Annotated in this window: 25 protein-coding genes; 14 read left to right on the top strand and 11 right to left on the bottom strand. The window is 65.1% G+C overall.

What is annotated here, in order from left to right; all coding sequences use genetic code 11:
- Window positions 1-11: 11 nt before the first annotated feature.
- A complete protein-coding gene (locus AC3IT0_RS15205) occupies window positions 12-191 on the bottom strand; it encodes a hypothetical protein (protein WP_489320570.1) in 180 nt (59 codons plus the stop codon).
- Window positions 188-661 (bottom strand): hypothetical protein, encoded by a 474-nt coding sequence (locus tag AC3IT0_RS15200; RefSeq protein WP_489320569.1) that lies wholly within the window; start codon window positions 659-661, stop codon window positions 188-190. Before AC3IT0_RS15200 ends, AC3IT0_RS15205 begins: the two co-directional genes overlap by 4 nt.
- Window positions 662-817: 156 nt before the next feature.
- On the opposite strand from AC3IT0_RS15200, the gene AC3IT0_RS15195 reads away from it, so the two are divergent.
- A complete protein-coding gene (locus tag AC3IT0_RS15195) occupies window positions 818-2,413 on the top strand; it encodes an ABC-F family ATP-binding cassette domain-containing protein (RefSeq protein WP_489320568.1) in 1,596 nt (531 codons plus the stop codon).
- Window positions 2,414-2,417: 4 nt separating this feature from the next.
- Here the strand turns inward: AC3IT0_RS15195 and corA are convergent, their stop codons facing one another.
- Genes corA through AC3IT0_RS15180 form a run of 3 tightly spaced genes read right to left on the bottom strand, consistent with a single transcriptional unit; the run spans window position 2,418 to window position 4,386 of the window.
- Window positions 2,418-3,413 (bottom strand): magnesium/cobalt transporter CorA, encoded by a 996-nt coding sequence (gene corA / locus AC3IT0_RS15190; RefSeq protein ID WP_489320567.1) that lies wholly within the window; start codon window positions 3,411-3,413, stop codon window positions 2,418-2,420.
- Window position 3,414: 1 nt separating this feature from the next.
- Window positions 3,415-3,840, bottom strand: a complete 426-nt coding sequence (locus AC3IT0_RS15185) for a DUF1761 domain-containing protein (RefSeq protein ID WP_489320566.1) — start codon at window positions 3,838-3,840, stop codon at window positions 3,415-3,417.
- A gap of 9 nt (window positions 3,841-3,849) precedes the next feature.
- Complete coding sequence (locus AC3IT0_RS15180; RefSeq protein WP_489320565.1) at window positions 3,850-4,386, bottom strand: Lrp/AsnC family transcriptional regulator; 537 nt, start codon at window positions 4,384-4,386, stop codon at window positions 3,850-3,852.
- 168 nt (window positions 4,387-4,554) lie between these two features.
- Here AC3IT0_RS15180 and AC3IT0_RS15175 point away from each other — a divergent pair, with 168 nt between their 5' ends.
- Window positions 4,555-5,796: an MFS transporter gene (locus AC3IT0_RS15175; protein WP_489320564.1), complete on the top strand. Its 1,242-nt coding sequence runs from the start codon at window positions 4,555-4,557 to the stop codon at window positions 5,794-5,796.
- On the opposite strand, the gene AC3IT0_RS15170 is transcribed toward AC3IT0_RS15175, so the two are convergent.
- Together AC3IT0_RS15170 and AC3IT0_RS15165 are read right to left on the bottom strand one after the other, a co-directional pair.
- On the bottom strand, window positions 5,793-6,296 hold the full coding sequence (locus AC3IT0_RS15170; RefSeq protein WP_111908434.1) for an Lrp/AsnC family transcriptional regulator: 504 nt from the start codon (window positions 6,294-6,296) through the stop codon (window positions 5,793-5,795). The genes AC3IT0_RS15175 and AC3IT0_RS15170 overlap by 4 nt on opposite strands.
- 120 nt (window positions 6,297-6,416) lie before the next feature.
- Entirely contained in the window at window positions 6,417-7,703 is a 1,287-nt protein-coding gene (locus tag AC3IT0_RS15165) for an MFS transporter (protein WP_489320563.1), read from the bottom strand.
- Window positions 7,704-7,794: 91 nt separating this feature from the next.
- Here AC3IT0_RS15165 and AC3IT0_RS15160 point away from each other — a divergent pair, with 91 nt between their 5' ends.
- Both AC3IT0_RS15160 and AC3IT0_RS15155 read left to right on the top strand, forming a co-directional pair.
- Window positions 7,795-8,781, top strand: coding sequence for a LysR family transcriptional regulator (locus AC3IT0_RS15160; RefSeq protein WP_489320562.1), 987 nt, complete (start codon window positions 7,795-7,797; stop codon window positions 8,779-8,781).
- 108 nt (window positions 8,782-8,889) lie between these two features.
- Window positions 8,890-9,831: an N-acetylglucosamine kinase gene (locus tag AC3IT0_RS15155; RefSeq protein WP_489323812.1), complete on the top strand. Its 942-nt coding sequence runs from the start codon at window positions 8,890-8,892 to the stop codon at window positions 9,829-9,831.
- Here the strand turns inward: AC3IT0_RS15155 and AC3IT0_RS15150 are convergent.
- A complete protein-coding gene (locus AC3IT0_RS15150; protein ID WP_489320561.1) occupies window positions 9,817-10,845 on the bottom strand; it encodes a pirin family protein in 1,029 nt (342 codons plus the stop codon). The two genes, AC3IT0_RS15155 and AC3IT0_RS15150, sit on opposite strands and share 15 nt — an antisense overlap.
- Window positions 10,846-11,073: 228 nt before the next feature.
- Between AC3IT0_RS15150 and AC3IT0_RS15145 the strand changes: the two genes are divergently transcribed.
- From AC3IT0_RS15145 to AC3IT0_RS15120, 6 genes are all read left to right on the top strand, one after another.
- Window positions 11,074-12,174, top strand: a complete 1,101-nt coding sequence (locus tag AC3IT0_RS15145) for an ABC transporter ATP-binding protein (protein ID WP_489320560.1) — start codon at window positions 11,074-11,076, stop codon at window positions 12,172-12,174.
- The gene (locus AC3IT0_RS15140; protein ID WP_489320559.1) at window positions 12,174-12,884 is read left to right on the top strand and encodes an ABC transporter permease; all 711 of its coding nucleotides are present in this window, start codon (window positions 12,174-12,176) and stop codon (window positions 12,882-12,884) included. Before AC3IT0_RS15145 ends, AC3IT0_RS15140 begins: the two co-directional genes overlap by 1 nt.
- Window positions 12,881-13,627 (top strand): ABC transporter permease, encoded by a 747-nt coding sequence (locus AC3IT0_RS15135; protein WP_489320558.1) that lies wholly within the window; start codon window positions 12,881-12,883, stop codon window positions 13,625-13,627. Before AC3IT0_RS15140 ends, AC3IT0_RS15135 begins: the two co-directional genes overlap by 4 nt.
- Complete coding sequence (locus AC3IT0_RS15130) at window positions 13,624-14,580, top strand: ABC transporter substrate-binding protein (protein WP_489320557.1); 957 nt, start codon at window positions 13,624-13,626, stop codon at window positions 14,578-14,580. Before AC3IT0_RS15135 ends, AC3IT0_RS15130 begins: the two co-directional genes overlap by 4 nt.
- 122 nt (window positions 14,581-14,702) lie before the next feature.
- On the top strand, window positions 14,703-15,923 hold the full coding sequence (locus AC3IT0_RS15125; RefSeq protein WP_489320556.1) for a pyridoxal phosphate-dependent aminotransferase: 1,221 nt from the start codon (window positions 14,703-14,705) through the stop codon (window positions 15,921-15,923).
- 49 nt (window positions 15,924-15,972) lie between these two features.
- Window positions 15,973-16,827, top strand: coding sequence for a polyphosphate kinase 2 family protein (locus AC3IT0_RS15120; protein WP_489320555.1), 855 nt, complete (start codon window positions 15,973-15,975; stop codon window positions 16,825-16,827).
- A 122-nt stretch (window positions 16,828-16,949) separates the two neighbouring features.
- Here the strand turns inward: AC3IT0_RS15120 and AC3IT0_RS15115 are convergent, their stop codons facing one another.
- Both AC3IT0_RS15115 and xseA read right to left on the bottom strand, forming a co-directional pair.
- Complete coding sequence (locus tag AC3IT0_RS15115; RefSeq protein ID WP_056344066.1) at window positions 16,950-17,168, bottom strand: exodeoxyribonuclease VII small subunit; 219 nt, start codon at window positions 17,166-17,168, stop codon at window positions 16,950-16,952.
- Complete coding sequence (gene xseA, locus AC3IT0_RS15110; protein WP_489320554.1) at window positions 17,149-18,474, bottom strand: exodeoxyribonuclease VII large subunit; 1,326 nt, start codon at window positions 18,472-18,474, stop codon at window positions 17,149-17,151. Before xseA ends, AC3IT0_RS15115 begins: the two co-directional genes overlap by 20 nt.
- Before the next feature lie 222 nt (window positions 18,475-18,696).
- Here xseA and AC3IT0_RS15105 point away from each other — a divergent pair, with 222 nt between their 5' ends.
- Window positions 18,697-19,548, top strand: coding sequence for a hypothetical protein (locus AC3IT0_RS15105; protein ID WP_489320553.1), 852 nt, complete (start codon window positions 18,697-18,699; stop codon window positions 19,546-19,548).
- A gap of 9 nt (window positions 19,549-19,557) precedes the next feature.
- Complete coding sequence (locus AC3IT0_RS15100) at window positions 19,558-20,637, top strand: 4-hydroxy-3-methylbut-2-enyl diphosphate reductase (RefSeq protein ID WP_489320552.1); 1,080 nt, start codon at window positions 19,558-19,560, stop codon at window positions 20,635-20,637.
- A 24-nt stretch (window positions 20,638-20,661) separates the two neighbouring features.
- On the opposite strand, the gene AC3IT0_RS15095 is transcribed toward AC3IT0_RS15100, so the two are convergent.
- Window positions 20,662-21,870 (bottom strand): DNA recombination protein RmuC, encoded by a 1,209-nt coding sequence (locus AC3IT0_RS15095; RefSeq protein WP_489320551.1) that lies wholly within the window; start codon window positions 21,868-21,870, stop codon window positions 20,662-20,664.
- 129 nt (window positions 21,871-21,999) lie between these two features.
- Between AC3IT0_RS15095 and ychF the strand changes: the two genes are divergently transcribed.
- Window positions 22,000-23,085 carry a redox-regulated ATPase YchF gene (gene ychF / locus AC3IT0_RS15090; protein WP_489320550.1) on the top strand — a complete coding sequence of 362 codons (1,086 nt, stop codon included), beginning with the start codon at window positions 22,000-22,002 and terminating at the stop codon, window positions 23,083-23,085.
- Between the two features lie 392 nt (window positions 23,086-23,477).
- Window positions 23,478-24,086, top strand: a complete 609-nt coding sequence (locus tag AC3IT0_RS15085; RefSeq protein WP_489320549.1) for a hypothetical protein — start codon at window positions 23,478-23,480, stop codon at window positions 24,084-24,086.
- Window positions 24,087-24,148 lie beyond the last annotated feature (62 nt).

The raw sequence follows: 24,148 nt of genomic DNA, 5'->3' as shown, positions 1-24,148 counted from the left end.
GTTGCCGTGCCTTAGAAGTTCTCTTTCGCGAGGGCCTTGGTCTTCTGCGGCGTCGGACGGCCCAGACGCTCATCGAGGGCTACCCGCAGTTTGGCGGCGGCCACCTGGACCCGGTGGTCCGCTGCGGCAGAGTTCTTAGCGGGAACGGGGCGGACAGCACGGGCCTTCTTCTGTTCCGGTGTGCTGCTCATTGTCTACCCTCCTCGCTGTCGTCGCTGGTGGTTCCATTGTCGCCGACGTTGTCAGCTGAGTCCATGATGCCTGGGTCGTCGGCGGGCTCCTCATCGTTGTCACTGTCGGAGGTCCCGTTGACAGCCTGCCACGCGATGTCGAGCAACTCGAGCTCCTCTTTCCTGGCAAGCTCACTGCGGGTCAGAACCGCCAGGGTCGCCAGCCCGAGCGCCTTCGTGTTCTTATCGGGGGAAAGTGCCTGATCCAAAGCCCACTGCGTCCGCCTCCACCATTCGGCTCTACTGTCGGCGTCAGTCTTCTGTTGCAGCAGCATCCTGTCGGATGTCGAACGCTGCCGCAGAGTAAACCAGGCGATGATCGCACCGAGCAGCACCGCCAGCGGGCCCAGTGCGGCCACGATCTGCCACCACTCGGCAGGGGCGGTGTGGACGAAAACATCGAGCGGCATCGGTGTCGGAGTCGGCGGCATAGGTCAAGCCTAGGGGGCCGTCGGGAAGAGGCTGGCCAACTCCGGGCTGTGTAGCCGGTGTTGGCCCCTGTCCCGGCCTACCAGCTTGTTTCGAATAGACTTGCAGGACCCCCCCACCGCTTCCAAGCGTTACGAACACTGGATTGGACACCATCAATGAGTTTGATCCGGCTGAACGACGTCAACGTGAGCTTTGAGAAAACCCAGGTTCTCCGCGAAGCCTTTTTCAAGCTTGAAGCAGGGGACCGGGTCGGCCTGATCGGCAAGAACGGCTCGGGCAAGTCCACCATCCTGAAACTGATCCAAGGCCAGGTGGCTCCCGATACAGGGACCGTCGCCGTCGAGCTCGGAACCAAGGCCGCCTACTTCTCCCAGTTCTCGGAGTTGAACGGCGAATCCACTATCGCAGAGGTCCTGGACGGGCTGTTCGCCCACGTGAAAGAGATCGAAGCCGAGCTCGCCGGCATCGATGCGGCCATCGCCGCCGACTCCTCGGACGCAGCGCGGCTGGATGAATTGATCCGCCGCCAGTCCGAACTCTTTGAGGCGATGGACCGGCTCGATGGCTGGGACTACCAGCGCAGCATCGACAAGGTACTCACCACCCTCGGCTTCAGCGACCACCACCGCACGTGCGCCATCGACGAGCTCTCCGGCGGCTGGCGGAACCGGGCCGCCCTGGCAAAGATCCTGCTGGAAGCACCGGACGTCCTCCTGCTTGATGAACCCACCAACTACCTTGATGTGGCCGGCGTCGAATGGCTGGAAGGCTGGTTCCGGACCTTCAAAGGCGCCGCGATCATCGTCTCGCACGACCGGAAGTTCCTGGACTCCGTGGTCACCCGGATCATCGAAGTGGAGAACTTCCACCTCCACGAATACCCGGGCAACTTCGCCGAATACGTGGTGGCCAAGCAGTTCAAGCTCAAGAGCCTGGAGAGCCAGTTCGTCCATGAGTCCGAGCTGCTGGCCTTCGAGGCCGAAGGCATCTCCGACCGGCGGGAAGCGGCCAAGGCGGCCGGTAAGGGGCTGGCAAACCAGCTGGCCAGGATCAAGAAGTCCCGGGCGCCCCGGCCCGTGGACCAGATCATCACGGAGATCTACGGCGGCCTGTACGTCAAGGATGTCCTGTGCCGGGTGGATTCCCTAAGTAAGGCCTACGGCGGCAGGACACTGTTCAGCGGCCTCAGTTTCGAGATCGGGCGCGGCAACCGGATCGCCGTCATCGGGTCCAACGGCAGCGGAAAGACCACGTTGCTCCGGGCCCTCACGGGCGAAGAGCCTGCCGATTCCGGCAGCGTGGCCTGGGCCAAGGGTGCCGGGATGGTCTCCTACAACCAGGTGCTGGAAGAACTGGACGACGACGACACGGTCACCCATGCGGTCAACGCGATGCCTGACAGCCTGGCCCTGACAGCGACGAAGAAGTCGGTGAACAGGTTCTTGTCGATGTTCCAGTTCTCCGAAGCTGACCTCAAGCAAAAGATCGGCAACCTTTCAGGCGGCCAGCGTGCCCGGGTGGCCATGGCCCAATGCCTGCTCTCGGGTGCTTCGGTCCTGCTGCTGGATGAGCCCACCAACCACCTGGACCTCTCCAGCACGCAGGTCATGGAGCGCGCCCTGCTGCATTTCCCGGGCGCGGTGGTGGTGGTCAGCCACGACCGCTTCTTCACGGACAAGATCGCCAACCGCCGGCTGGTGTTCGGCGCCGCGGACTCAGGCCACGGGAGTGTAGAACTCCACGTCGCCTGAAGCCCTACAGCCAGCCTTTCCGCTTGAAGATGGCGTACATCAGGCCTGCAGTGCCGGCCATCAGCGCGATGGCCATCGGGTAGCCAATGACCCAGTGGAGCTCGGGCATGTGGTCGAAGTTCATTCCGTAGACCCCTGCCACGATCGAGGGCGCAAAGAAGATCGCCGCCCACGAGGAGATTTTTTTAACCTGTTCGTTCTGTTGGGCGCTGGCCTCGTTCTGCCGGTTGGCGGTCAGGGTCCCGTCCAGTGTGAGGGCGTTCTGCAGCAGGTCACGGAACGAATCCGCACGGGAGATCACCCGCTCCACGTGGTCCTCCACATCCCGCAGGCTGTGCTGCAGTTCAGAATCCACGCCGTACTTTTCAAAGCCCCTTTTGAGCTGCTGCATCATGTCCGGCAGCGGATGGATGGCGCGCTGGAACTGGATGACTTCGCGGGCGAGTTCGTAGATGCGGCGGGAAACAGTGGTGTCTCCGCTGAAGAGCTGGTCCTCGATCTCGTCGATGTCGTTTTCCAAACCGGCCACCACCGGCGCATAGTCGTCCACCACCAGGTCCAGCAGGGCGTAGAGGACGGCTTCCGGGCCGTGCCGGAGCAGATCCGGGCGGCCCTCCAGGCGGCGCCTGACCCGGGCAACGCCGGCCATCTCGGCATGGCGGATGGTGACAACGAAGTTCCGGCCCGTGAAGATGTGCAGCTCGCCGAACTCCACGGTCTCGGTGGCGTCCAGATACCGCGCCGGGCGGAGCACGGTAAAGAGGTGCTCTTCATAGCGCTCCAACTTGGGCCGCTGGTGCGCCGAGATGGCGTCCTCCACCGCCAGGGCATGAAGCCCGAACTCGCTGGCGACGGCGGCCATTTCTGCTGCGGTGGGCCGGTACAGCCCGATCCAGGCCATGCCCCCGTGGTCGGCGAGGGTCTCGAATGTCTGTTCCAGGCTCACCGGTTCCGCAGTCCGGACACCGTCCACGTAGACGGCATTGTCGATGATGGTCACGTCAGGCCATGGCCCCGATGATCGCCCCGGCCACCGTCATGGCGAGCAGATCGTGGCCGGAATCGATCAGCGTGACGGCCCACGGCCGGCCAGCGAACCCGTTATGGATGACGTGCCCGCCGGCGCGGAACACCAGGGCGAGCACCAGGGCGAACCCGCCGCCCGCCGCTGCGTTGTCAAGGCCCAGTTTGCTGATCAGGACGGCCAGCAGGACGGCGGTCAGGGCGGCCGCCACCATCATGGGAACCCAGATCCCCGCGCCGCCGCCGATGTTCTTGAGGTCCTCTTCAGTCTTTCCGATGGCGGCCATCCACCGCTTTCCCAGCACGGCCGGCAGGTACCAGACAAAGCCGATAGCCATGCTCGAGATGAAGGCCAGTGCCACGGCCAGCCAGTTGATCTGTGAAACATGTGAAAGCCAATCCATGCTCGAATCCTAACTGTCTGCAGGGGACCCGCCGCCGCGCCCGGACAATTGCCTGGGCCGTGTTGGATTGCCGGGCACGGCCTGCGCGAGGCGGCTGATGAGGGGTTCGGTCCGGTACGGAATGTGGGTGTGGAGAGCCAGGACGGTTTCGGTCCGGATGACGCCCTTGATGCGGAGGATCTGGCGGAGGGCCGTCTGCAGGTTGTGCGTATCAGTGGCCACCACGCGGCACCAGACATCGCCCCGCCCGGAGATCTCATGGACCTCCAGGACCTGGGGGAGCAGCCGGAGGGCGCCCACAACTCCGTCCAGTTCCCGGTGCGTCACTTCGATCGTGACGAAGGCGACGACGTCGTACCCCACGGCCTCTAGGTCAATCTCGCGGCCGCCGTCGTGCAGCACCCCGGCGCGGAGCAGGCGCCGGACACGCGACTGTGCGGTGTTGCGCGCAATCCCCAGCGCCTCGGCCAACTCGCCGATCTGGATGCGGGGATCGCGGATGAGTTCCAGCAGGATCTTCAGATCAGTGGGATCAAGGCTAGGCAAACTATCACTTTCACTTATTGGAGCTACAAGGAATTGCGTATTTTGATCAATTTTTCCACGAACAAACGCCCAAACAGTCACCACTGAAGCATTCTTTAGGTATCAGTTTCCACTCGGGGCGGCTTCCCACAAGGACTTCCCGCCCCGGTCGACGCCAAGGCAGCGCCAATGACAGTCTTCAATGAACTCCGCATGCGTCCGGCCACCGCCGGGCGCCGGGGCTGGGATGCATCCACCACCGCACGGCTGGTGATGGCCGGTGCGGTCATCTTCACCTTGCTCGTCGGTGCGAACCTGGCCACGCCCCTGTACCCGCTGCTCCAGGCAAACCTTGGCCTCTCGGCGCTCGGGGTCACGGCGGCCTTTGCCAGCTATGTCCTTGCCCTGGTGGCAACGCTGATGCTGGCCGGCCATTGGTCGGACCACATCGGCCGGCGGGCGGCGCTTATCCTGGCTGTACTCGCCGGCCTGGCGGGCAGCTGGGTCTTCTCGCAGGCCGAAAACCTGGTGGCGCTCTCTGCCGGACGCGCCCTTCAGGGTGTGGCCGTTGCCCTGGCCACGGGTGCCAGTGCCGCCGCGCTGCGGGAACTGCTCCCGTCCCGCCCGGAGTGGGCCACCCGTTTCACCCTGCTGGCCACGGCGGGGGGCGTGGCGGCCGGTCCGGTCATCGGCGGCCTGCTCTCGCTGCTGCCCGGGCCCACCACCGCCCCCTACTACGTTCACTCGCTCGTCCTGGCGGGAATGCTGGTGCCGCTCTACCTGCTTCGGGCCCGGCCGGCCATCAAGCCTCCGGTCGGCCGGCGGCCCGTCCTGGTCCTGGCTCCCCGCCGGCCCGCGGTGGCCGCCGGGGCGAGGGGCGCTTTCTGGCTTGCGGCCGCCGTCGGGTTCCTCAGTTTCTCCGTCTTTGGATTTTGCCTGTCGCTGGCACCGGCCTATTTCGCCCCGATCATTCAGGCCGATTCACGGCCGTTGATCGGCGCCCTGGCCGGGATGACGCTCGCCGCCTCAGCGCTGAGCCAGGTGCTGTCCGTGCGGGGCCGCTTTGTGGTGCCCGCGGGGCTGGCGGTCCTGGGCGCCTCGGTGCTGCTCCTCGCCGCGGCGGCCGCCTGGAGCAGTCCGCTGCTTCTGGCCGCAGCCAGCGTCTCCGCGGGGCTGGGCCAGGGCGTCGCGTTCCGCACGGTCTTCAATGATGTGGCCGCCAAGGTGGAAGCGTCACAGCACGCCCAGGTCATCAGCACCGTTTATGTCATCACGTACCTGGGCAGCGCCGTGCCCGTCATTGGGCTGGGCTGGGCCACAGCGGCGTTCGGGCTGCCGACGGCGGTCGCGGGCTTTGTGGCGCTGTGCAGCGCCGCGGCTATGGCGCTGTCCGCCGGCACGCTGCGGACAGCGCTGCAGCGGACAGCCTAGTCCGGCAGCGGGCCGTGGTTCCCCTGGATGTGCTCAAAGACGAGGGTGGTCTCGGTGTGGCCCACCACGGGGTCGGTGGCGAGATTGTCCAGGACCCAGTCCCGCAGGTCCTCGGTGCTGGCGACGGCGATGTGCAGCAGGTAGTCCACGGAGCCTGACGTGTGGAACGTGGAGAGGACCGCGGGCAGGTGCGGAACGCGGGCTGTAAAGCGGTCGATCTGGTCCCTGTCGTGGGCCCGCAACCGGACGGCCACGAGTGCCTGGACGGACCTGCCGATGGCCGAGAGGCTGAGCTTCGCCTCAAATCCCTGGACGATGCCGCGTTCGGATAATGCGCGGGTCCGCATGAGCGCGGTGGACGGGGCAATGCCCACGAGTTCAGCCAACTGCTTGTTGGAGATCCGTGCATCGTCCACCAAAGCGGCAAGAAGCCGTTCATCAATGGCATCCAGCGGCTCAAAGTGGCTGGCCGGCCGGATGTTTTTTGGGTTGCTGCTCATGGAATCTCCTTGAATGTCCGTCAGTTCATCCTAGACGCCGGATTCCTGCTGATCACCCCGGAACGCATCCTTGGCTCCGAACAATCGCCTGACAGACCCGTCATTTGACGGCGGATAGTTCTACGGCCCCGCGGCTTCGGCCTGCCCTGGTGTGCCGGGCCGTGCGGTTTCGCCGATCCCCCGGGGATGTACGACGGCGACTGTCACCGCCGTGATGCAGGCCAGGACCATGATTGCCACGGCAAGAGCCGTCCAGCCCAGGGACTGGAACACCAGTCCGCCGGCCCAGCCGATAACGCTTGAGCCCAGGTAATAGGCCAGGTTGTAGAGCGACGACGCCTGGGCGCGGCCGGTGGTGGCGATGCTTCCGGTCCAGCCCGCACCGATGCTGTGGGCCGCGAAGAAGCCGCCGGTGAAGATCACCAGGCCGGCGAGGATCAGGGCCAGCACCTGTGTCAGCGTCAGCGCCAGTCCGGCCACCATCAGGACGATGCCCGCGAGCAGCACATTCCGCCGGCCGAACCTGGCCGTCAACCCGCCGGCCCAGCGCGAGGAGAACGTTCCGGAAAGATAGGCCAGGAAGATCAGGCTAATGAGGGTGGCAGGCAGCGTGAAAGGCACAGCGGACAGCCGGAAGCCGAGGTAGTTGTAGACGGCCACAAACCCGCCCATCATCAGGAAGGCCTGGATGTAGAGCGCCAGCAGCCGGGGATTGCGCACATGCCCGCCGAGCGTCGCCACGGCACCGCGCAGCCCGGTAGCCTTGGCAGCGGTGAACCCCTTGGCCTTCGGGACCAGGACCAGGAAGAGCACGGCGGCCACTGTTGCCAGCAGGGACACAGCCAGGGCGGCGGTGCGCCAGCCCCACAACTCACCTGCCGGGCCTGCCACCAGCCGGCCGGCCAGCCCGCCCAGCGTTGTGCCGGCCACGTAGCTGCCTGCGGCCATGGCCGCGTGGGCCCTGTTCACTTCCTCGTTCAGGTAGGCGATGGCGATGGCCGGGATCCCGCCCAGTGCCATGCCCTCGAGCAGCCGCAGGGCAAGCAGTGCGCCGAAAGTGGGGGCGAGCGGCACCAGCAGGCCCAGGATGGTAGCGGCGGAGATGCCCCATGCCATGGCCTTGACCCGGCCGATCCTGTCCGCCAGGAAGGACCAGGGAATGACCGTGATGGCCAGGCCAACAGTGGCCAGCGAAATGGTCAGCGCGGCCTCTGCCGCGGTCACCTTCAGGTCTGCTGCCAGGAGCGGCAAGACCGCCTGGGTGGAGTAGAGCTGGGCGAACGTTGCCACGCCCGCGAAGGCCAGGCCGGCCAGGATTTTGTTGTAGGCAGCGGATCCTTTGGGATGTCCCGGCCAGCTACCCTGCGGGGGACTGAAGGTTCCTGGCGCTGCGGCATTCTGGGGCATAGCTCAAGGGTAGGCTTCGGGAATGTATGCTTCCAATGCATCTTTTGACTACGATTGATATCAGAAATGCAACGTTTGAAGGGGTGCGGCCATGCACGGGGACCACAAACAGCTGGTGAAGCTCCTGCCGCTGCTCCCCATCCTCGCTGAACTGGGCAGGACCCAGCACGTCACGGAAACGGCCGAGCTCCTTGGAGTACCCCAGTCCACGGTGAGCCGGGCACTGTCCCGGGCCAGCGCCGTCGTCGGGACCGAACTGCTGATCCGTGACGGACGTGGCATCCGCCTCACAGCGGCCGCCCGCACGCTGTTGCCGTACATCGAATCGGCCCTGACGGAATTCCAGGCCGGACTGGACCTGGTCCGGCACGAGTCGGACGTGGTGCGGGGGAAAGTGTCCCTGTCCTTTCAGCACACGTTCGGCGAGGCCACCCTGCCCCTGCTCATCAGTGCCTTCCGCAGCCGCCACCCGGAGGCCGGCTTCATCCTCCGCCAGGGGGCGCGGGACACTTGCCTCGCGGGGCTCGCCTCGGGCCAGGCGGACCTGGCCCTGACCGCCCCCGTTCCGGCGGCAAGCAGCACCATCTCCTCGGCGTCGCTCTACCGCGAGCCGCTCCGCCTGGTGGTTCACCACGGCCACCCGCTGGCCGGACGGGACAGCGTCAGGATGCAGGACATCCGCCGCGACCCCTTTGTGGCGCTGGAGCCGGGCTACGGCATGCGGTCACTGACGGATGCGCTGTTCCGCGAGGCCGGCTTCCGGCCGCGGATCGCCTTCGAAAGCCAGGACACGCACACCGCGCGCGGGTTGGTCGCCGCGGGACTTGGTATCAGCATCCTGCCGCCGGGGGGAAGTGCGCCGGGGCGCCACGTCAGCCCGGAAACGGGCAACCTGGGCTGGGTTGAACTTGCCTTGGAATCAGGCCTGGCGTACCGCGAAATCGGGCTGGGCTGGCGCAGGCGGAAACCCGGCCCCGACGCCGAGCCGGATACTGTCCGCTTCTTCCGGGAGATGGTCCTGCAGGAAGGTCCCCGGTTGCTGGCGGGGCTGGTGGCCGCCCGTTCCAGGAGGGGATAGGGCACGGGGTGTTGAGACACGACGGCGGCCCGCGGCCCGGCAGCGATTCGCCGGCGGTGTTTCAGTAGGCTGGGGGACGTGACTGACACCGAACACCACCAGACCGCAATTTCCGGAAACCACCCGTTGGGCGGCACCCCGGCCGCGCCGGGTCCCCTCGCGGGGGTCATCATCGGCCTGGATATCGGCGGTACAAAGACCCGCGGCGTCAGGTTTGAGGACGGAGTTGCCGTGGCCGACGAGTCCGCAGGCAGCTCCAACGTCCAGAACGTCAGCCGCGAACAGGCGGCACTGAACCTCGCGGATCTCTTCGCCCGGATCGGCGGTGGCCAGGTGGCCCGGGTGTATGCCGGGGCCGGGGGCATAGATACCGACGACGACGCCGCGGCCCTTGCTGCGCTGATCGAACCCCATGTGCCGGGAGCCAAAGTCACGGTGGTCCACGATTCACGCCTGCTGCTCGCCGCGGGCGGTGCCAGTACCGGTGTTGCCGTGATCGCAGGAACCGGCTCCGCAGCCTGGGGAAGGAACGCCGCCGGCGACGAGGCCCGCGCCGGCGGCTGGGGCTACCTGCTGGGGGATGAAGGCAGCGGCTACTGGCTGGGCCGTGAGGCGGTCCGGTACAGCCTGCGCCGGATGAACCAGGGACTCCCGGCGGACCAGCTGACCGAGGCGCTGCTTGCCGCCTGCGGAGTGGGCCACCCCAACATGCTTATTGCGCTTTTCCATTCCCCGGATACCGGCCGCCGGTTCTGGGCCCAGCAGGCGCGCCTGGTGGTGGACGCGGCAGCGGCTGGCCACGTGGCTAGCCAGGAGCTCCTGGACCAGGCCGGTCAGGATCTTGCGGGGCTGGCCGCGCAGGCACTGCGGAAGCTTGGAATCGACGGCCCGGTCATTCTCGGCAGTGGACTGGGCATGAATGTGGTCCCGCTGCAGGACTCTTTCCGGAGCCATCTGGCGGCCGACGGCGTCACCGATGTCCGTGTCCTGGACCAGGACCCTGTGTTTGGCGTCCCGAAGCTGGTAGCGGAAGCGTCAGGGACCGACTGACCGCTTCCGCGGTGTCAGCCTGACGGCCGGCATGATGGGAGCGGGGATGCGGCCGGCTTCGGCGCCAGCATCCGGGCCGTGCCCCTCAACCAGCCCGTAGCGGGCCCCGCGGGCGGCAGCGTCAGGCAGGGCGGCCTGGGCTTCCCAGTCCTCACGGGCCTGCTCCACTTCGTCGTGCGTGCGGCCCACGAAGTTCCACCACATCAGCAGTTCCTCCTGGAAAGGCTCCCCGCCGATCAGGAGGAACCGCGTTCCGGGCAGGGCCTGGAATTCCAGCGATGGGCGTCCCGTGCCCAGGTAGCCCAGCGGCCCGGGCGGGACCTCCTGCCCGTCCAGCGTCAGCCCGCCGTCGAGCACCAGGACGGCATGCTCAAAGTGGGCGTTCAGCGGCAGGACGGCCAGGCCCTCGCAGGAGATGTCTGCGCCGACGATGGGGGAGTACATCGTGGCCGGCGATACCGCCCCCGCGAATTCGCCCACCATCACCGTCGCAGTGAAACCCGGCCCCGTCACGGAGGGCAGTTCGCGGTGCTGCTCGAACGCGGGTTCGCGGTGGCGTTCCGCGTCCGGCAACGCTACCCAGAGCTGCAGGCCGCGCTGCACCGGCAGCGGCGCGCCGGCGTCGGGATCCGGCAGGACGGCGAACTCGGAGTGGGACACCCCGGGCCCGGCGGTCATGATGTTCAGCTCACCCGGCCTGACCACAACATCGCTGCCCACGCTGTCCCTGTGCCGGACGTTCCCCGCAAGCGGCCACGTGACCGTCTGCAGCCCGGTGTGTGGATGGGGGAGAACTGACATGGCGGTGCGGTCCGGGCCGAAACTGTCCAGGAAGCACCAGGCGCCGATGGTGGGCAGGCCGCGCTGCGGGAGGGTGCGCCGGACGTTCATGGCGCGCACACCGCCCAGCGGAACCTCCCGTTCCGGCCAGAGCTGCAGGCAGGGGCCGGACGTCCCCTCAGGGCCTGCGGGCGGACAAAGTTCCTGTTGCGGAGCCACTTCCAAGTTGGTCACAGTCCAACTCTAGGCGTGGGCGGAGGCAGGCGTAAGCGCAGCACGCGCACGTTGTGATCGAAAGACCCATCCTCGTGCGGCCCAGCGAATGGTTACAGTAGGGATTCTCTTGCCCGGATTGCCTCCGGATCCGGTTACGCTGGCAACGGATTGCGTTACCGTAAATATCAGTGAGCTTATGACCGAACACTGTCCGATGCCGTCCAACAGAACAGGTAAGTCCGCAGAATGGACCAAGCCATGATTGAGTTCCAGAGCGTCACCAAGCAGTATCAGGGCGGGCAGCCCGCTGTGGACCAGCTCACCATGTCCATCGACAGGGGCTCCATCACCGTTTTTGTAGGGCCGTCCGGCTGCGGCAAGACCACCTCGCTGCGGATGATCAACCGCATGGTGGAACCGACGTCCGGCGTGATCACCGTGGACGGGCGGGACGTGACCTCGGTTCCTGCCGCGGAGCTGAGAAGGTCCATGGGCTACGTCATGCAGTCCTCCGGACTCATGCCGCACCGTTCCGTGCTGGACAACATCGCCACCGTGCCCCGGCTCAACGGCGTTTCCAAGGCAGAGGCCCGCAAGCGCGCCACGGAACTGCTCGACGTCGTCGGGCTGGCGTCCGCTCTCGGGAAGCGGTACCCGTCCCAGCTCTCCGGCGGCCAGCAACAGCGCGTCGGTGTGGCCCGGGCGCTCGCCGCCGATCCGCCCGTCCTGCTAATGGATGAACCGTTCAGTGCCGTTGACCCCGTGGTGCGTGAGGAACTGCAGCAGGAACTCCTGAGGCTGCAGAAAGACCTCGCAAAGACCATCGTTTTCGTCACGCACGATATCGACGAGGCAACAATTCTCGGCGACAAGGTGGCCGTCTTCGCCGTCGGCGGCCGGCTGGCCCAGTACGCCACTCCTGAGGAAATCCTCCGGGCACCGGCCAATGATTTTGTGGCGTCCTTCGTGGGTCGGGACCGTGGCTTCCGCCACCTCGGGTTCACCACGTCCGACGCCGTGACCATCCACCAGGTGCCCACGCTCGTGATGAGTGCCGGCCGGTTCGCCGGCGATCCCGCTGCGGTGACCGACTGGCAGCTCGTCGTGGATCCGGACCGGCGCCCGCTGGGCTGGGCGAGGCCCGGGACGGACTCAGAGCTCATCCCCGGCGGGTCACTCTTCCGCCCCGGCGAGTCCCTGCGGCGGGCCCTGGACTCGGCACTTTCGTCCCCGTCCGGCCAAGGTGTGGCGGTGGACGGTGACGGCAAGGTCCTGGGGACCGTCAGGGCACAGGAAGTCCTCGGCGTTATTGAGGACGCCCGCCAGGAACGGCAGGCTGCACTCTGATGGAGTGGTTCCTGGCAAACAGCGGCATGGTCATGGGACTGGCTGGCCAGCATCTGGTCCTTGCCCTCGTTCCGATGGTCCTGGGACTGGTTATTTCCATTCCGCTGGCGCAGTTGGCGCGGACCCACCCGGCGCTCAGGTCGTTTGTGGTGACCGCCAGTTCTTTGCTGTACACCGTCCCGTCGCTGGCGCTTTTTATCATCCTGCCCTCGATTCTCGGAACCCGGATCCTGGACCCGCTCAATGTCATTGTTGCCCTGACCATCTACGCGGTGGCGCTGCTGGTCCGGGCCGCCCTGGATGCCTTTGACTCAGTGGAGGAGGATCTCCGGCAGGCTGCGATCGCCATGGGGTACAAGCCATGGCTCCGCTTTGTCCAGATCGACCTGCCGCTGTCCCTTCCGGTGATGTTTGCCGGGCTGCGGGTGGTCTCCGTCAGCAACATCTCCCTGGTGAGCGTCGCAGCACTCCTGGGCGTGGGGAATCTGGGCATGCTGTTCACCGACGGACTGCAACGGAACTTCGTCACGGAAGTGGTAGTGGGGATCATTGCCATCCTGGTGCTCGCACTGCTGATGGATGCCGTGCTGGTGTTCCTTGAACGGATGCTGACGCCGTGGACCCGCGCCGCCAAAGCGTCCGGCCCCTCGGCGGCTTCCGCCGCAGGCTATCTGGCCGATGCCAACATCCACACGGGGGCCGCGCCATGAGCAACATTTTTGTGGACACCCTGGCCTGGATTGCCGATCCCCTGCACTGGACCGGCAGTTCCGGCATCCCCGTCCGGCTCCTGGAGCACCTCCAATACAGCGGGCTGGTCCTGGTGATTGCGGCAGCCATCGCGGTGCCCGCAGGGCTCTACATCGGGCACACGGGCCGCGGGCGCGTGGTGGCCGTAGCTGTGGCGGGGGCGCTGCGGGCCCTGCCTACGCTGGGCCTGCTGGTCCTCTTCGCCCTCCTGGCGGGGAGCAGCCTGATGCCCCCGGTGTGGGCACTGGTCATCCTGACGGTGCCGCCGCTGCTCGCGGGAACATACGCCGGTATTTCAAGTGTGGACAGGACCGTGGTGGATGCTGCCCGGGCCATGGGCATGACGGAGCTTCAGATCCTGTTCCGGGTTGAGCTGCCCAACGGGCTGCAGGTTATGTTCGGCGGCGTCCGAACTGCCGTCCTGCAGGTCATTGCCACGGTTTCCGTGGTTGCGTACCTGCCGTTGGGTGGGCTGGGCCGCTACCTTTTTGATGGCCTGGTCCTGCAGGACTTCCCGCGGATGCTTGCCGGTTCGCTGCTCATCGCAGGGCTGGCCATCGTTGTTGACCTCATCCTGGCCGCGGTGCAAAGAGTCCTTCTTTCGCCCGGCCTCAAAACCGATCTGCACGGTGGCCAGCAGGCCACCGCTGATCTCCCAGCTGCCGCGCCTGCGCCAGCTGCTCTTCAAGGAGGTACCCCATGAAAGACAACACCAGGACAATCCTTACCCGACGGGGACTGGCTGGCATGGCTGCCGGCGTCGGCCTGGCCGTCGCGCTGACGGCCTGCGGCGGCAGCGATCCGCTGGCTACCCCCACCACCAGCCCGGGAACCGGTGGCGCGGGCGGGTCGCTGATCGTCGGCTCGGCTGACTTCCCGGAGAGCCAGATCGTGGCTGAGATCTATGCCGGCGCACTGACTGCTGCAGGGGTCACGGCAACCACCAAGCCCAACATCGGCGCCCGCGAAATCTACTTCAAAGCGGTCCAGGACGGCTCTGTCGACCTTGTCCCGGACTACTCCGGCAACCTGCTCTCGCATGTGGATCCTGAAGCTGCGGAGGTCTCGGCCGACGACATCTACAAAGCCCTGCCGGGGAAGCTCCCCGAAGGACTGGCAGTCCTGGAGGCATCCAAGGCCGAGTCCAAGGACGCCATGGTGGTCACCAAGGCCACCGCCGAGAAGTACCAGCTGAAGTCCATTGAGGACCTCGCCAAGGTCTGCAAGGACCTGACCATGGCGGCGCCGGCAACGTTCGAAACCCGAGCCTATGGCTTCCCGGGACTCAAAAAGAACTACGGCTGCGAACTCAAGGCACTGAAGCCCTTCAGCGACGGCGGCGGCAACCTGACCCTGCAGGCACTGCTGACCGACGACGTCCAGGTGGCTGACATCTACACCACCACACCGTCCATCGCGGACAACGACCTGGTGGTGCTGGAGGATCCCAAGAACAACTTCAAGGCCCAGCAGGTCCTGCCGCTCTACAACAAGGCAAAAATGACCGACAAGGCCAAGGACGCACTGAATGCCGTATCGAAGATCCTGACCACTGAGGACCTGGTCAACCTCAACCGCGCAGTCAGCGGCAGCCAGAAGCAAAATGCCAAAGACGCAGCGGCTACCTGGCTCAAGGACAAGGGCATCGTCAAGTAACGCCTGTCTCCACAACGGAAATCACGACGGCGGCTGCCGGACCCGCACGGGCCGGCAGCCGCCGTCGTCCGTGTGTGCGAGGTCTCAACGGAAGTACATCCGCCATATGGCATATTTGATGGATGGCAGAATTCAAGCAGTCCACCAAGCTTCACAACGTCCTTTACGACATCCGTGGACCGATTCTTCAGGCCGCCCAGCAGATGGAGGCGGAGGGTCACCGGATCCTCAAACTGAACATCGGAAACCCGGCGCCGTTTGGATTTGAAGCCCCGGACGCGATCCTCGTGGACATGATCCGCCACCTGCCCCATGCCCAGGGTTACAGCGACTCCCGGGGCATCTTCTCCGCCCGGACCGCCGTCTCCCAGTACTACCAGACCCGCGGAATCCAGAACATCCATGTGGATGACATCTACCTGGGCAACGGCGTCAGCGAACTGATCACCATGTCCCTCATGGCGCTGCTTGACGACGGCGACGAGGTGCTGATTCCCACACCGGACTACCCGCTGTGGACCGCTTCCGTTGCCCTGGCGAGCGGGAAGCCCGTGCACTACCTCTGCGATGAGGAATCAGGCTGGCAGCCGGACCTTGAGGATCTTGAAGCCAAGATCACGCCCCGCACCAAGGGCATTGTGGTGATCAACCCCAACAACCCCACGGGCGCTGTCTATCCGGAAGAGACGCTGAAGAAGATCGTGGCCCTGGCTGAAAAGCACGGACTGATCCTTTTCGCCGATGAAATCTACGAAAAGATCCTGTACGAAGACGCCGTGCACATCAACATGGCCGCGCTGACGGGCGACGACGTCCTTTGCCTCACGTTCAGTGGGCTGTCCAAGGCCTACCGCGTCTGCGGCTACCGTGCCGGCTGGATGGCCATCTCCGGCCCGAAGAAGGATGCCTCGGACTACCTGGAGGGCATCAGCCTCCTGGCCAACATGCGCCTCTGTGCCAATGTACCCGCCCAGCATGCCATCCAGACCGCCCTCGGCGGCTACCAGAGCATCAACGACCTCATCCTGCCCGGCGGCAGGCTGCTGGAACAGCGGAACAAGGCCTACGACATGCTCAACGCCATCCCCGGTGTAAGCACACAGCAGGCCCGTGGCGCGCTGTACCTGTTCCCGCGCCTGGATCCGGAAGTCTTCCACATCCGTGACGACGAGAAATTTGTCCTGGACCTGCTGAAGGAGCAGAAGATCCTGGTGTCACACGGCCGGGCGTTCAACTGGGTCCGGCCCGACCACTTCCGCATGGTCACGCTGCCGAACGTCAAGGACATTGAAGAAGCGATCGGACGAATGGGGGACTTCCTTAGCCGGTACCAAGGGAACTAGCCTGTGGTGACGCGCCTTTTGGGGCGGTAACTGCGGACAAAGGAACGCCATGGCCGGTTTGGTTGAGTTCGAGCAGCACCCGTCTCAAGCGCTGAAAGTGGGGGAGGGCTTTGCCCTTGCGGATGTGGATCCGGATTCCACCCCCGGCTACCCCGGAAAGAAGGCCGACGGCGAGGCACTTTTGGCGGACCTGGACGGGAAGCTGACTGGCCTGCAGGAGCAGTTGTTTGCCGAATCCCGGTTTGGCGGGTCCAAGCGGATTCTCCTGATCCTGCAGGCGATGGATACGGCCGGCAAAGGCGGGATCGTCAAGCACGTTATGGGCGCCATGGATCCCCAAGGTGTCCAACTCAAGGCGTTCAAGGCCCCCACGGAGGAGGAAAAGTCCTACGACTTCCTCTGGCGCATCGAGAAGGAAGTCCCGGCCGCCGGCATGGTGGGCGTTTTTGACCGCTCCCACTACGAGGACGTCCTCATCCACCGGGTCCACGGGTGGGCATCTCCTGAGGAACTGAAACGCCGGTACGTGGCCATCAACGAATTCGAGGCCAGGCTCGCGGACTCCGGGACCAAGATCGTCAAGGTGATGCTCAACATCAGCAAGGATGAGCAGAAAGCCCGGCTTCTGGCGCGCCTGGATGACCCGGTTAAGTGCTGGAAGTACAGCCGCGGCGATCTTACCGAACGGGCCTTTTGGGACGACTACATGGCGGCGTACCAGGCATCCTTCGAGAACACCAACAGCGAGGTTGCTCCGTGGCACGTGGTACCGGCCAACAAGAAGTGGTTCGCCAGGATCGCCGTCCAGCAGCTGGTGCTCGGCGCCCTGACTGACCTGCGGCTGGAGTGGCCAAAGGTGGAGTTCGACCTCGGCGTGGAAAGCCAGCTCGTCGAACGGTCCTAGGCGGCCGCCTTGCAGGGCTGGTCTGCGCCGCTGTTCAACAACTGAGTAGCAGTAAGTGTCGTTTTGAGCATTCAAAACGACACTTACTGCTACCTACATGGGAGCCTTTGGTCATTGGCTGGTCAGAGCGGCTGGTCGCGGGCGGCAGCGAGCCGCTTGCGGGCGCCCTCCAGCCACTCCTCGCAGCGCTTTGCCAGTGCTTCGCCGCGTTCCCAGAGCGCCAGGGACTCCTCGAGGCTTGCGCCGCCGGCCTCGAGCTTCCCCACCACCTGCACCAGCTGTTCGCGGGCTTCCTCATAGCTCAGTGCTTCGATTTCAGGGTCAGGCTTTGTCTCGGGCATGTGCGTCTCCTTGTTGAAGTTCCCCAGTGGATGTGGCGCCGAACAGGCCGTGGGCCACGCGTACGGACAACGCGGTTCCCGACGGCGCCTCCGATGGGTCGCGGACCACAGCGTGGCCGGCAGCTTCAGTGGCACGGGCCGGCCGGCCGTTGGCCAGTTCGACGACGGCGTAGCCGCGGTCCAGCGTCTTCTGCGGTGACAGGGCACGGACCTGGGCCTGCAGGTGAACCAGTTGGTCGGCCGCCCGCACCACCGTTGAACTGACGGCGGCCGATGATCTCCTCAGGAGGCGTTCGATTTCCTCCGCGCGTCCGGTGACCATTGCTTCGGGGGTGGCCAGAACCGGCCGGGAATGGAGTGCGGACAACCGGTCCGACTCCCTGTCCACGAGCCTGCCGATGCTCCTGCGCAGGTGCTCGCGTGCCTGGCGCACGCCGGCCAGTTCCTCGGCAACGTCAGGCACGATCCGCTTGGCAGCATCAGTGGGTGTGGACGCGCGGAGGTCCGCCACGTCGTCGAGAAGGGGGCGGTCTGCCTCATGTCCGATGGCGCTGACCACCGGGGTGACCGTGGCCGCGACGGCACGGATCAGTTCCTCGCTGTTGAACGGCAGCAGGTCCTCCAAGGCTCCGCCGCCCCGGGCGATGACAATGACATCCACGTCAGGGCGGTCGTCCAACTCCTGCAGGGCGCGGATGATCTGCGAGACTGCGGTGTTGCCCTGGACCGCCACCTCGCGGATCTCGAATTCGACGGCGGGCCAGCGCAGTGCCGCGTTCTGGACGACGTCTTTCTTAGCGTCGGAGTCCCGTCCGGTGATCAGGCCGATGCGGTGGGGGAGCAGTGGCAGCGGCTTCTTCCGTGAACCGGCAAACAGCCCCTCGGCGGCGAGGGCTTGGCGCAGCCGTTCGATCCGCGCCAGCAGATCGCCAAGGCCCACAGGCCTGATGTCACGGACCTGCATGTTGAGCCGGCCGGTCTTCAGCCAGAACTCCGGCTTGAGCAGGGCCACCACCCGGGAGCCTCGCTCCAGGGGCATGTTCTGGCGGTCCAGAATCTTGGTCCAGACCGACGCTGGCAGGGAAATCTCCGCATCCACGTCCCGGAGGGTGAGGTACGCGTTGCCCCCGCGGCGGTTCATCTCGATGACCTGGCCCTCCACCCACGCCGACGGTGTGCGGTCGATGTGGGCTTTGAGTTTCTGGGACAGCAACTGCAGCGGCCATGGATTGTCCGGGCTGGTCTCAGCGGCCGTGGCAGGCAGCGTGGTGGCAGCTGTGCCTGGCAGGGCGGCCTGTTCAGACATAACCGCTGCCCCGGGAAGCTGTGGGTGGCGGCATGGCGGTCCTTTGTTCGGCAGATGTCGGTTCGTGTTTGAATGGCGGCCGTCAGTCAACTGGCTGCTGTCAGTGGGCTGGCGGATGCCATTCAACCTTATCCATAAGCTGTATCACCCGAGACTGACATTTTTTGTCCAGCCACCGGCCCTATGATGGCTTTGCCGCCGCCAACCCGTGAGGACCTGTTTTTGCGCACCTTTGTTTCAGCCGTCGCCGTCGTCCTGGGCTTTTTGCTGTCCGCCCTCGCCGTCCCCGCCATCTGGCTTGACCGCAATGTGGTCCAGGAGGATGGCTTTGTAGCGCTGGCTGCTCCGCTGGGGCAGGACGCAGAATTCCAGCAGCGGCTCGCCGCCGCCGCTGTGGGCACCATCGATACGGGGGCCATCCCGGATGCCCTGGCCGATCTGGTCAGGCCGGTGCTTGAGGCGGCCGCCGGTTCCCTCACCGCGCTGCCGGGCTACCCGGCGGCCTGGGAGGAGACACTGCGGAAGAGCCACCGGCTCAGCTTCGCCGCACCCCCGTCGGTTCCTGCCGAACCGGACGCCCCGTCGTCGCTCACGTTGGATGTGGCACCCCTGGTGGCGCTGGCGACGGAGGATCTCGCCCGCACCATTGGACAGCCGCTGACCGCGCCCGAGCAGACGCTGGTCAACGTTGGAGAGCCGGAGCAGCGCCAGCTGGTCGAGAGGGTGTCCGCCTACGCGCCTCTTGGCTACTCCCTTGCCATCGGAGCGGGTATCGCCTTTGCGCTTGCCCTGGTTTCCGCCCGCCGTCGCTGGACAGTGGTCTTCGCGGTGGGACTAGGGGCGCTGGCACTGGCGGGCCTGTGGGCTGCCGGCTCGCAACTCGCGAGGGAGGCCGTCGCGGGGACGGCGAGCGGCAACGGGCTTGCGGACATGTTCAAGGATGCGTTTGTGGCTGCCGCTTCCAGCAGCTTCCAATCCTGGGTCGGTGGTGCCGCGATCACCGGCGGTGTGCTTGTCGCTGCGGCCGTTGTGATCCGGATCGCCTCGCGGGGGCGGCGGTCCCCAACCCGGTAGCATGGAGAGATGACTTCCTCAGCTGTGCCCCTCTCGATGCCAACTGTCCCGCGCAGGCGGCGTTCGCCGGAGGAGGTAGCCGCCGCGGCTCCGGTTGCCGGCCGCAAGAAGGTGCTCCTGGCCGCGCCGCGCGGCTATTGCGCCGGTGTTGACCGGGCCGTGATCGCCGTCGAGAAGGCCCTGGAGCACTACGGTCCGCCGGTCTACGTCCGGAAGCAGATCGTGCACAACGTCCACGTGGTGAGCTCGCTGGAGGCACAGGGCGCCATCTTCGTGGATGAGACGGACGAGGTCCCGGAAGGGGCCCTGGTGATCTTTTCGGCCCATGGGGTATCCCCGGCCGTCGTCCAGTCAGCCGAAGACCGCGGGCTGCGAACGATTGACGCCACCTGCCCGTTGGTGACGAAGGTTCATAAAGAAGCCGTGAGGTTCGCCAAGGACGACTTCGACATCCTGCTGATCGGCCACGACGGCCACGAGGAAGTTGAGGGCACCGCCGGCGAAGCCCCGGAACACATCCAGATCATTAACGGTCCCCATGAAGTGGACAAGGTAACCGTCAGGGATCCGGAAAAGGTCATCTGGCTGTCCCAGACCACCCTCAGCGTGGACGAGACCATGGAAACGGTCCGCCTCCTGAAGGACCGGTTCCCCACGCTGCAGGATCCGCCCAGCGACGACATCTGCTACGCCACCACCAACCGGCAGGTGGCCATCAAGAAGATTTCGCCCCAGGCTGACCTGGTCATTGTCGTGGGATCAGCAAACTCCTCGAACTCGGTCCGGCTCGTGGAAGTCGCCCTGGAGTACGGTGCCAAAGCCTCCTACCGCGTGGACTTCGCCAACGAAGTGGACGAAGCCTGGTTTGAAGGCGTGGCAACTGTCGGCGTCACGTCAGGGGCTTCCGTTCCGGAGATCCTGGTCACGGACGTCCTGCGCCTGCTGGCCGACTACGGTTACGGCTCCGTGGAGGAAGTGGTCACGGCCGAAGAAGACCTGCTGTTCTCGTTGCCCAAGGAGCTCCGCGCAACCTTGAAGGAAGCCGGAGACGTCAGCCGGGCGCTCGGCGGACGCCGGTCCCGCAACTGACACCTCCCGCCGCCTGGCCTCGCGTCAGGCGGCGGCCTCGTCCTGCTGAAACTCCGGGGCCGCCAGCGAACGCGGCGTGGCCTCGAGTGCCGGCGGCGTGAGCAGCCCGGATTCATCCATGGCATTGAGCTTCCGTGCGGTGGGCAGGATCCGCGCTTCCAGTGTGCCGATCAGGGCGTTATAGCGGTCCACCGAAGACTTCAGAGACGAACCCAGCTTGCCCACATTGTCGCCAAGCGTTCCCATGCGTTCATACAGCTGTCGTGCGAGGTCGAACAGTTCGCGCGCACTGTCCGTCAGCACGTCCTGGCGCCACGTAAAGGCCACTGATTTCAGCACTGCGAGCAGCGTGCTGGGCGAGGCGAGCACCACATTCCTCGAGAGCGCGTGGTCCAGCAGCGTCGCATCGGCCGTCAAAGCGGCGGCCAGGATGGATTCGGCCGGCAGGAAGCAGATAACCAGCTCGGGGGAGTTCCCGGGGATGTCCCAATACTTCTTGTTGCTGAGTGCGTCCACGTGGGCCCGCAGCGCCTTGGCGTGGGCGGCCAGCAGGGATTGCTGACTGCCGGGGTTTCCACTTGTGCCCGAATCCTGGCGCGCACCCAGCTCCTGGGCCTCCAGGTAGGAGGACAACGGCACCTTGGCGTCCACTACCAGCTGCTTCTGGCCCGGAAGCTGGACCACGAGGTCGGGACGGACCGCTGAATCGGTCCCGGCACTGTGCACCTGCTCCAGGAAATCCACGTGCTTGAGCATGCCCGATGCTTCAACCACACGGCGCAGTTGAACTTCTCCCCACTGTCCACGCGCACTATTGGAGCGCAGGGCCGACTCGAGGGCATGCGTGGAGCGGATCAGCTGCGCGTCAGACAGCCTGGCCTCCTGCAGTTGTTGCGCGAGCTGGCCATATTGTTCCAGGCGGTCGCGTTCCAGCAAGGCCACCTGCTGCTGCACCGCGGTCAGCTTTTCCGCCACCGGGGCGAGTGCCCGGAGGACGCTCCCGTCCTGGCTGCGGGACTCGCCGAGCTCCCGGTTCTGCAGGGAGAGGAGGCGGCGTTCCGCGTCCGCGGCGGCGAACTGGGCGCTGACCTCGGAAAGGCGCGACGAGACGGCGTCGAAGTCTTCCTCCAGGGCACGACTGTGCCGGCGCAAGGAAAAGTAGGTGGTGGCGGCGCCCGCGACGGCACCCACCAGCAGCATCAACAGGGCAAGAATCAGGGCTAAAACATCCATATCCTCACTGTGGCATGACCCTGTGACAATTTACGGAAGCGACATATTCGACCACCCGTCCACCACGGTGTCGACACCGCGGGGACCGCTTGGGGCACACGTGTCCGGCAACCGGTAGAATCAATGCTCGTGGCTCTTACTATTGGCATCGTCGGACTGCCCAACGTCGGCAAATCAACTCTTTTCAACGCACTGACCCGGAACCAGGTGCTGGCTGCGAACTATCCGTTCGCTACCATCGAACCCAATGTCGGCGTCGTGAACCTGCCGGATCCCCGGCTCCAGCAGCTGGCTGACATCTTTGGCTCGCAGCGCCTACTTCCCGCCCCGGTGTCCTTCGTGGACATCGCAGGCATCGTGAAGGGCGCATCGGAAGGCGAAGGCCTGGGCAACAAGTTCCTTGCCAACATCCGTGAAGCCGAGGCCATCGCCCAGGTTGTCCGGGTGTTTGATGATCCCGACGTCATCCACGTCGACGGCAAAGTGGATCCCAGCTCGGATATGGAAACCATCAACACCGAGCTGATCCTGGCTGACCTTCAGACCATCGAAAATGCCATTCCCCGGATCGAAAAAGAAGTCAAGATCAAGAAGCGGGAAGCCGCCGAGCTGGCAGCCATCAAGGCCGCGCAGGCGGTCCTGGAACGCGGCGACACGATCTTCTCCTCGATCAAGAGCGACAAGCTGGAGATGGAGCACCTCAAGGAGCTCAGCCTCCTGACCGCGAAGCCGTTCATCTACGTCTTCAACGCCGACGAAGGCATCCTGGGCAGCCCGGAGAAGCAGGACGAGCTGCGGGCCATGGTGGCCCCGGCGGACGCCATCTTCCTGGATGCGAAGCTCGAATCCGACCTCGTTGAGCTGGACGAGGAGGAAGCGCGCGAAATGCTGGAAATGAACGGCCAGGACGAGTCCGGCCTCGACCAGCTGGCACGCGTCGGCTTCCACACCCTGGGCCTCCAGACCTACCTCACGGCCGGCCCGAAGGAAACACGAGCCTGGACCATCCACCAGGGCGACACCGCGCCGCAGGCAGCTGGCGTCATCCACAGCGACTTCCAGCGCGGCTTTATCAAGGCAGAAGTGGTTTCCTTCCATGACCTCATCGATGCCGGATCCATGGCTGAAGCCAAGTCCCGTGGCAAGGTACGCATAGAAGGCAAAGAGTACGTGATGGCTGACGGCGATGTGGTGGAGTTCCGCTTCAACGTGTGACTTGGCACTCACGGTGGCGTACTGGTACATAGTGCTGCCGATCGCGTTAGTCGTTTTGGTGGCCATAAAGCTGCCTGGATCGATTCGGCACATCCGTAAGAAGCGCTACTTTGCGAGCGAAGAGTTCTTGGCGCACAAGGCGGAGGTCGCCCTCCGTCGTCGCTGATCACAACGAAGTCGCCGAGTACACGGCGAAGATTCGCGAACGTGGGGGCGTTCCGGCTGGGGGTCTCGATCCACGGGTGCCCAGTCGCACCCTGGCGACATTCGAGAACACGAGCCGCCAAAACTACCGCCGAGACCGAAACATGGCGGACTACTTGGCGCCGAATGTGCACAGTTGCTCGCTGCAAGTCGTCCGCAATTCAAGCGCTGATCCCATTAAATACTTGATGAAGTATTTCAGCATCAAGGCGGGCGAGTTATCCACATACCCGAATGTGGCGGTTACGTGCAGCCCGCAGTCCGGCGATGCTTGGCGAATGGGAATCAGATACTACGCGTACGCATTCGACGGCAACCTGACCGATCAAGCGCTTGCCGATCCTCTCAGCGTTCTCGCCGATGATCCGCTCGCCGATGCATGGGGATTCGAACAGGGTGCCACGATCAGCACCCCGACGTTTGTGCAAGCGGTGCCTAATCGGGACATGCTGTACCTCGACAAAGCATGGCGGCATTTGCAGTGCCTCACTGCACCAGCGGAACCAGACCTGATCGCCCGTTGTGCCCATCGGATATTCGAGGGCGCAGTGGTCATGAATGACATGGGTTGGGAGCCTTGGGTGCGGACATTGATCCCACCGGAGGTTTTGGCTGTCGCAAGGGACCTGGAAGATGTGTCCGACGAGGACGTGGAGTTGCGGCTGCGGGAATCGCATTGCTTCGGTCGGGACTTTGATGGTGAGTTCGACTATGTCGTGAGCTACCTTCGGCAGGCGCGGACCTTTACGGCGAACCTCGCTGCTGAGGGACGCGGCATGGTCTACATGATCGGATGATGCCCGCAATGACCACACCAGATCCGCAAGACAATGCAGACACCCCGGCAATGATCAGCTGA

It is taken from the genome of Pseudarthrobacter sp. KH_020_B (genome assembly GCF_057840185.1).
The sequence above is the reverse complement of the archived record's forward strand: the minus strand, read 5'-3'. Positions and strand labels throughout refer to the sequence as shown.

What these genes read in the sequence shown, in the direction of transcription:
- AC3IT0_RS15205 (WP_489320570.1), bottom strand. Translation starts at nt 191, where the DNA reads ATGAGCAGCACACCGGAACAGAAGAAGGCCCGTGCTGTCCGCCCCGTT.
- AC3IT0_RS15200 (WP_489320569.1), bottom strand. Translation starts at nt 661, where the DNA reads ATGCCGCCGACTCCGACACCGATGCCGCTCGATGTTTTCGTCCACACC.
- AC3IT0_RS15195 (WP_489320568.1), top strand. Translation starts at nt 818, where the DNA reads ATGAGTTTGATCCGGCTGAACGACGTCAACGTGAGCTTTGAGAAAACC.
- AC3IT0_RS15185 (WP_489320566.1), bottom strand. Translation starts at nt 3,840, where the DNA reads ATGGATTGGCTTTCACATGTTTCACAGATCAACTGGCTGGCCGTGGCA.
- AC3IT0_RS15175 (WP_489320564.1), top strand. Translation starts at nt 4,555, where the DNA reads ATGACAGTCTTCAATGAACTCCGCATGCGTCCGGCCACCGCCGGGCGC.
- AC3IT0_RS15170 (WP_111908434.1), bottom strand. Translation starts at nt 6,296, where the DNA reads ATGAGCAGCAACCCAAAAAACATCCGGCCGGCCAGCCACTTTGAGCCG.
- AC3IT0_RS15165 (WP_489320563.1), bottom strand. Translation starts at nt 7,703, where the DNA reads ATGCCCCAGAATGCCGCAGCGCCAGGAACCTTCAGTCCCCCGCAGGGT.
- AC3IT0_RS15160 (WP_489320562.1), top strand. Translation starts at nt 7,795, where the DNA reads ATGCACGGGGACCACAAACAGCTGGTGAAGCTCCTGCCGCTGCTCCCC.
- AC3IT0_RS15145 (WP_489320560.1), top strand. Translation starts at nt 11,074, where the DNA reads ATGGACCAAGCCATGATTGAGTTCCAGAGCGTCACCAAGCAGTATCAG.
- AC3IT0_RS15140 (WP_489320559.1), top strand. Translation starts at nt 12,174, where the DNA reads ATGGAGTGGTTCCTGGCAAACAGCGGCATGGTCATGGGACTGGCTGGC.
- AC3IT0_RS15135 (WP_489320558.1), top strand. Translation starts at nt 12,881, where the DNA reads ATGAGCAACATTTTTGTGGACACCCTGGCCTGGATTGCCGATCCCCTG.
- AC3IT0_RS15130 (WP_489320557.1), top strand. Translation starts at nt 13,624, where the DNA reads ATGAAAGACAACACCAGGACAATCCTTACCCGACGGGGACTGGCTGGC.
- AC3IT0_RS15125 (WP_489320556.1), top strand. Translation starts at nt 14,703, where the DNA reads ATGGCAGAATTCAAGCAGTCCACCAAGCTTCACAACGTCCTTTACGAC.
- AC3IT0_RS15120 (WP_489320555.1), top strand. Translation starts at nt 15,973, where the DNA reads ATGGCCGGTTTGGTTGAGTTCGAGCAGCACCCGTCTCAAGCGCTGAAA.
- AC3IT0_RS15115 (WP_056344066.1), bottom strand. Translation starts at nt 17,168, where the DNA reads ATGCCCGAGACAAAGCCTGACCCTGAAATCGAAGCACTGAGCTATGAG.
- xseA (WP_489320554.1), bottom strand. Translation starts at nt 18,474, where the DNA reads ATGTCTGAACAGGCCGCCCTGCCAGGCACAGCTGCCACCACGCTGCCT.
- AC3IT0_RS15100 (WP_489320552.1), top strand. Translation starts at nt 19,558, where the DNA reads ATGACTTCCTCAGCTGTGCCCCTCTCGATGCCAACTGTCCCGCGCAGG.
- AC3IT0_RS15095 (WP_489320551.1), bottom strand. Translation starts at nt 21,870, where the DNA reads ATGGATGTTTTAGCCCTGATTCTTGCCCTGTTGATGCTGCTGGTGGGT.
- AC3IT0_RS15085 (WP_489320549.1), top strand. Translation starts at nt 23,478, where the DNA reads ATGAAGTATTTCAGCATCAAGGCGGGCGAGTTATCCACATACCCGAAT.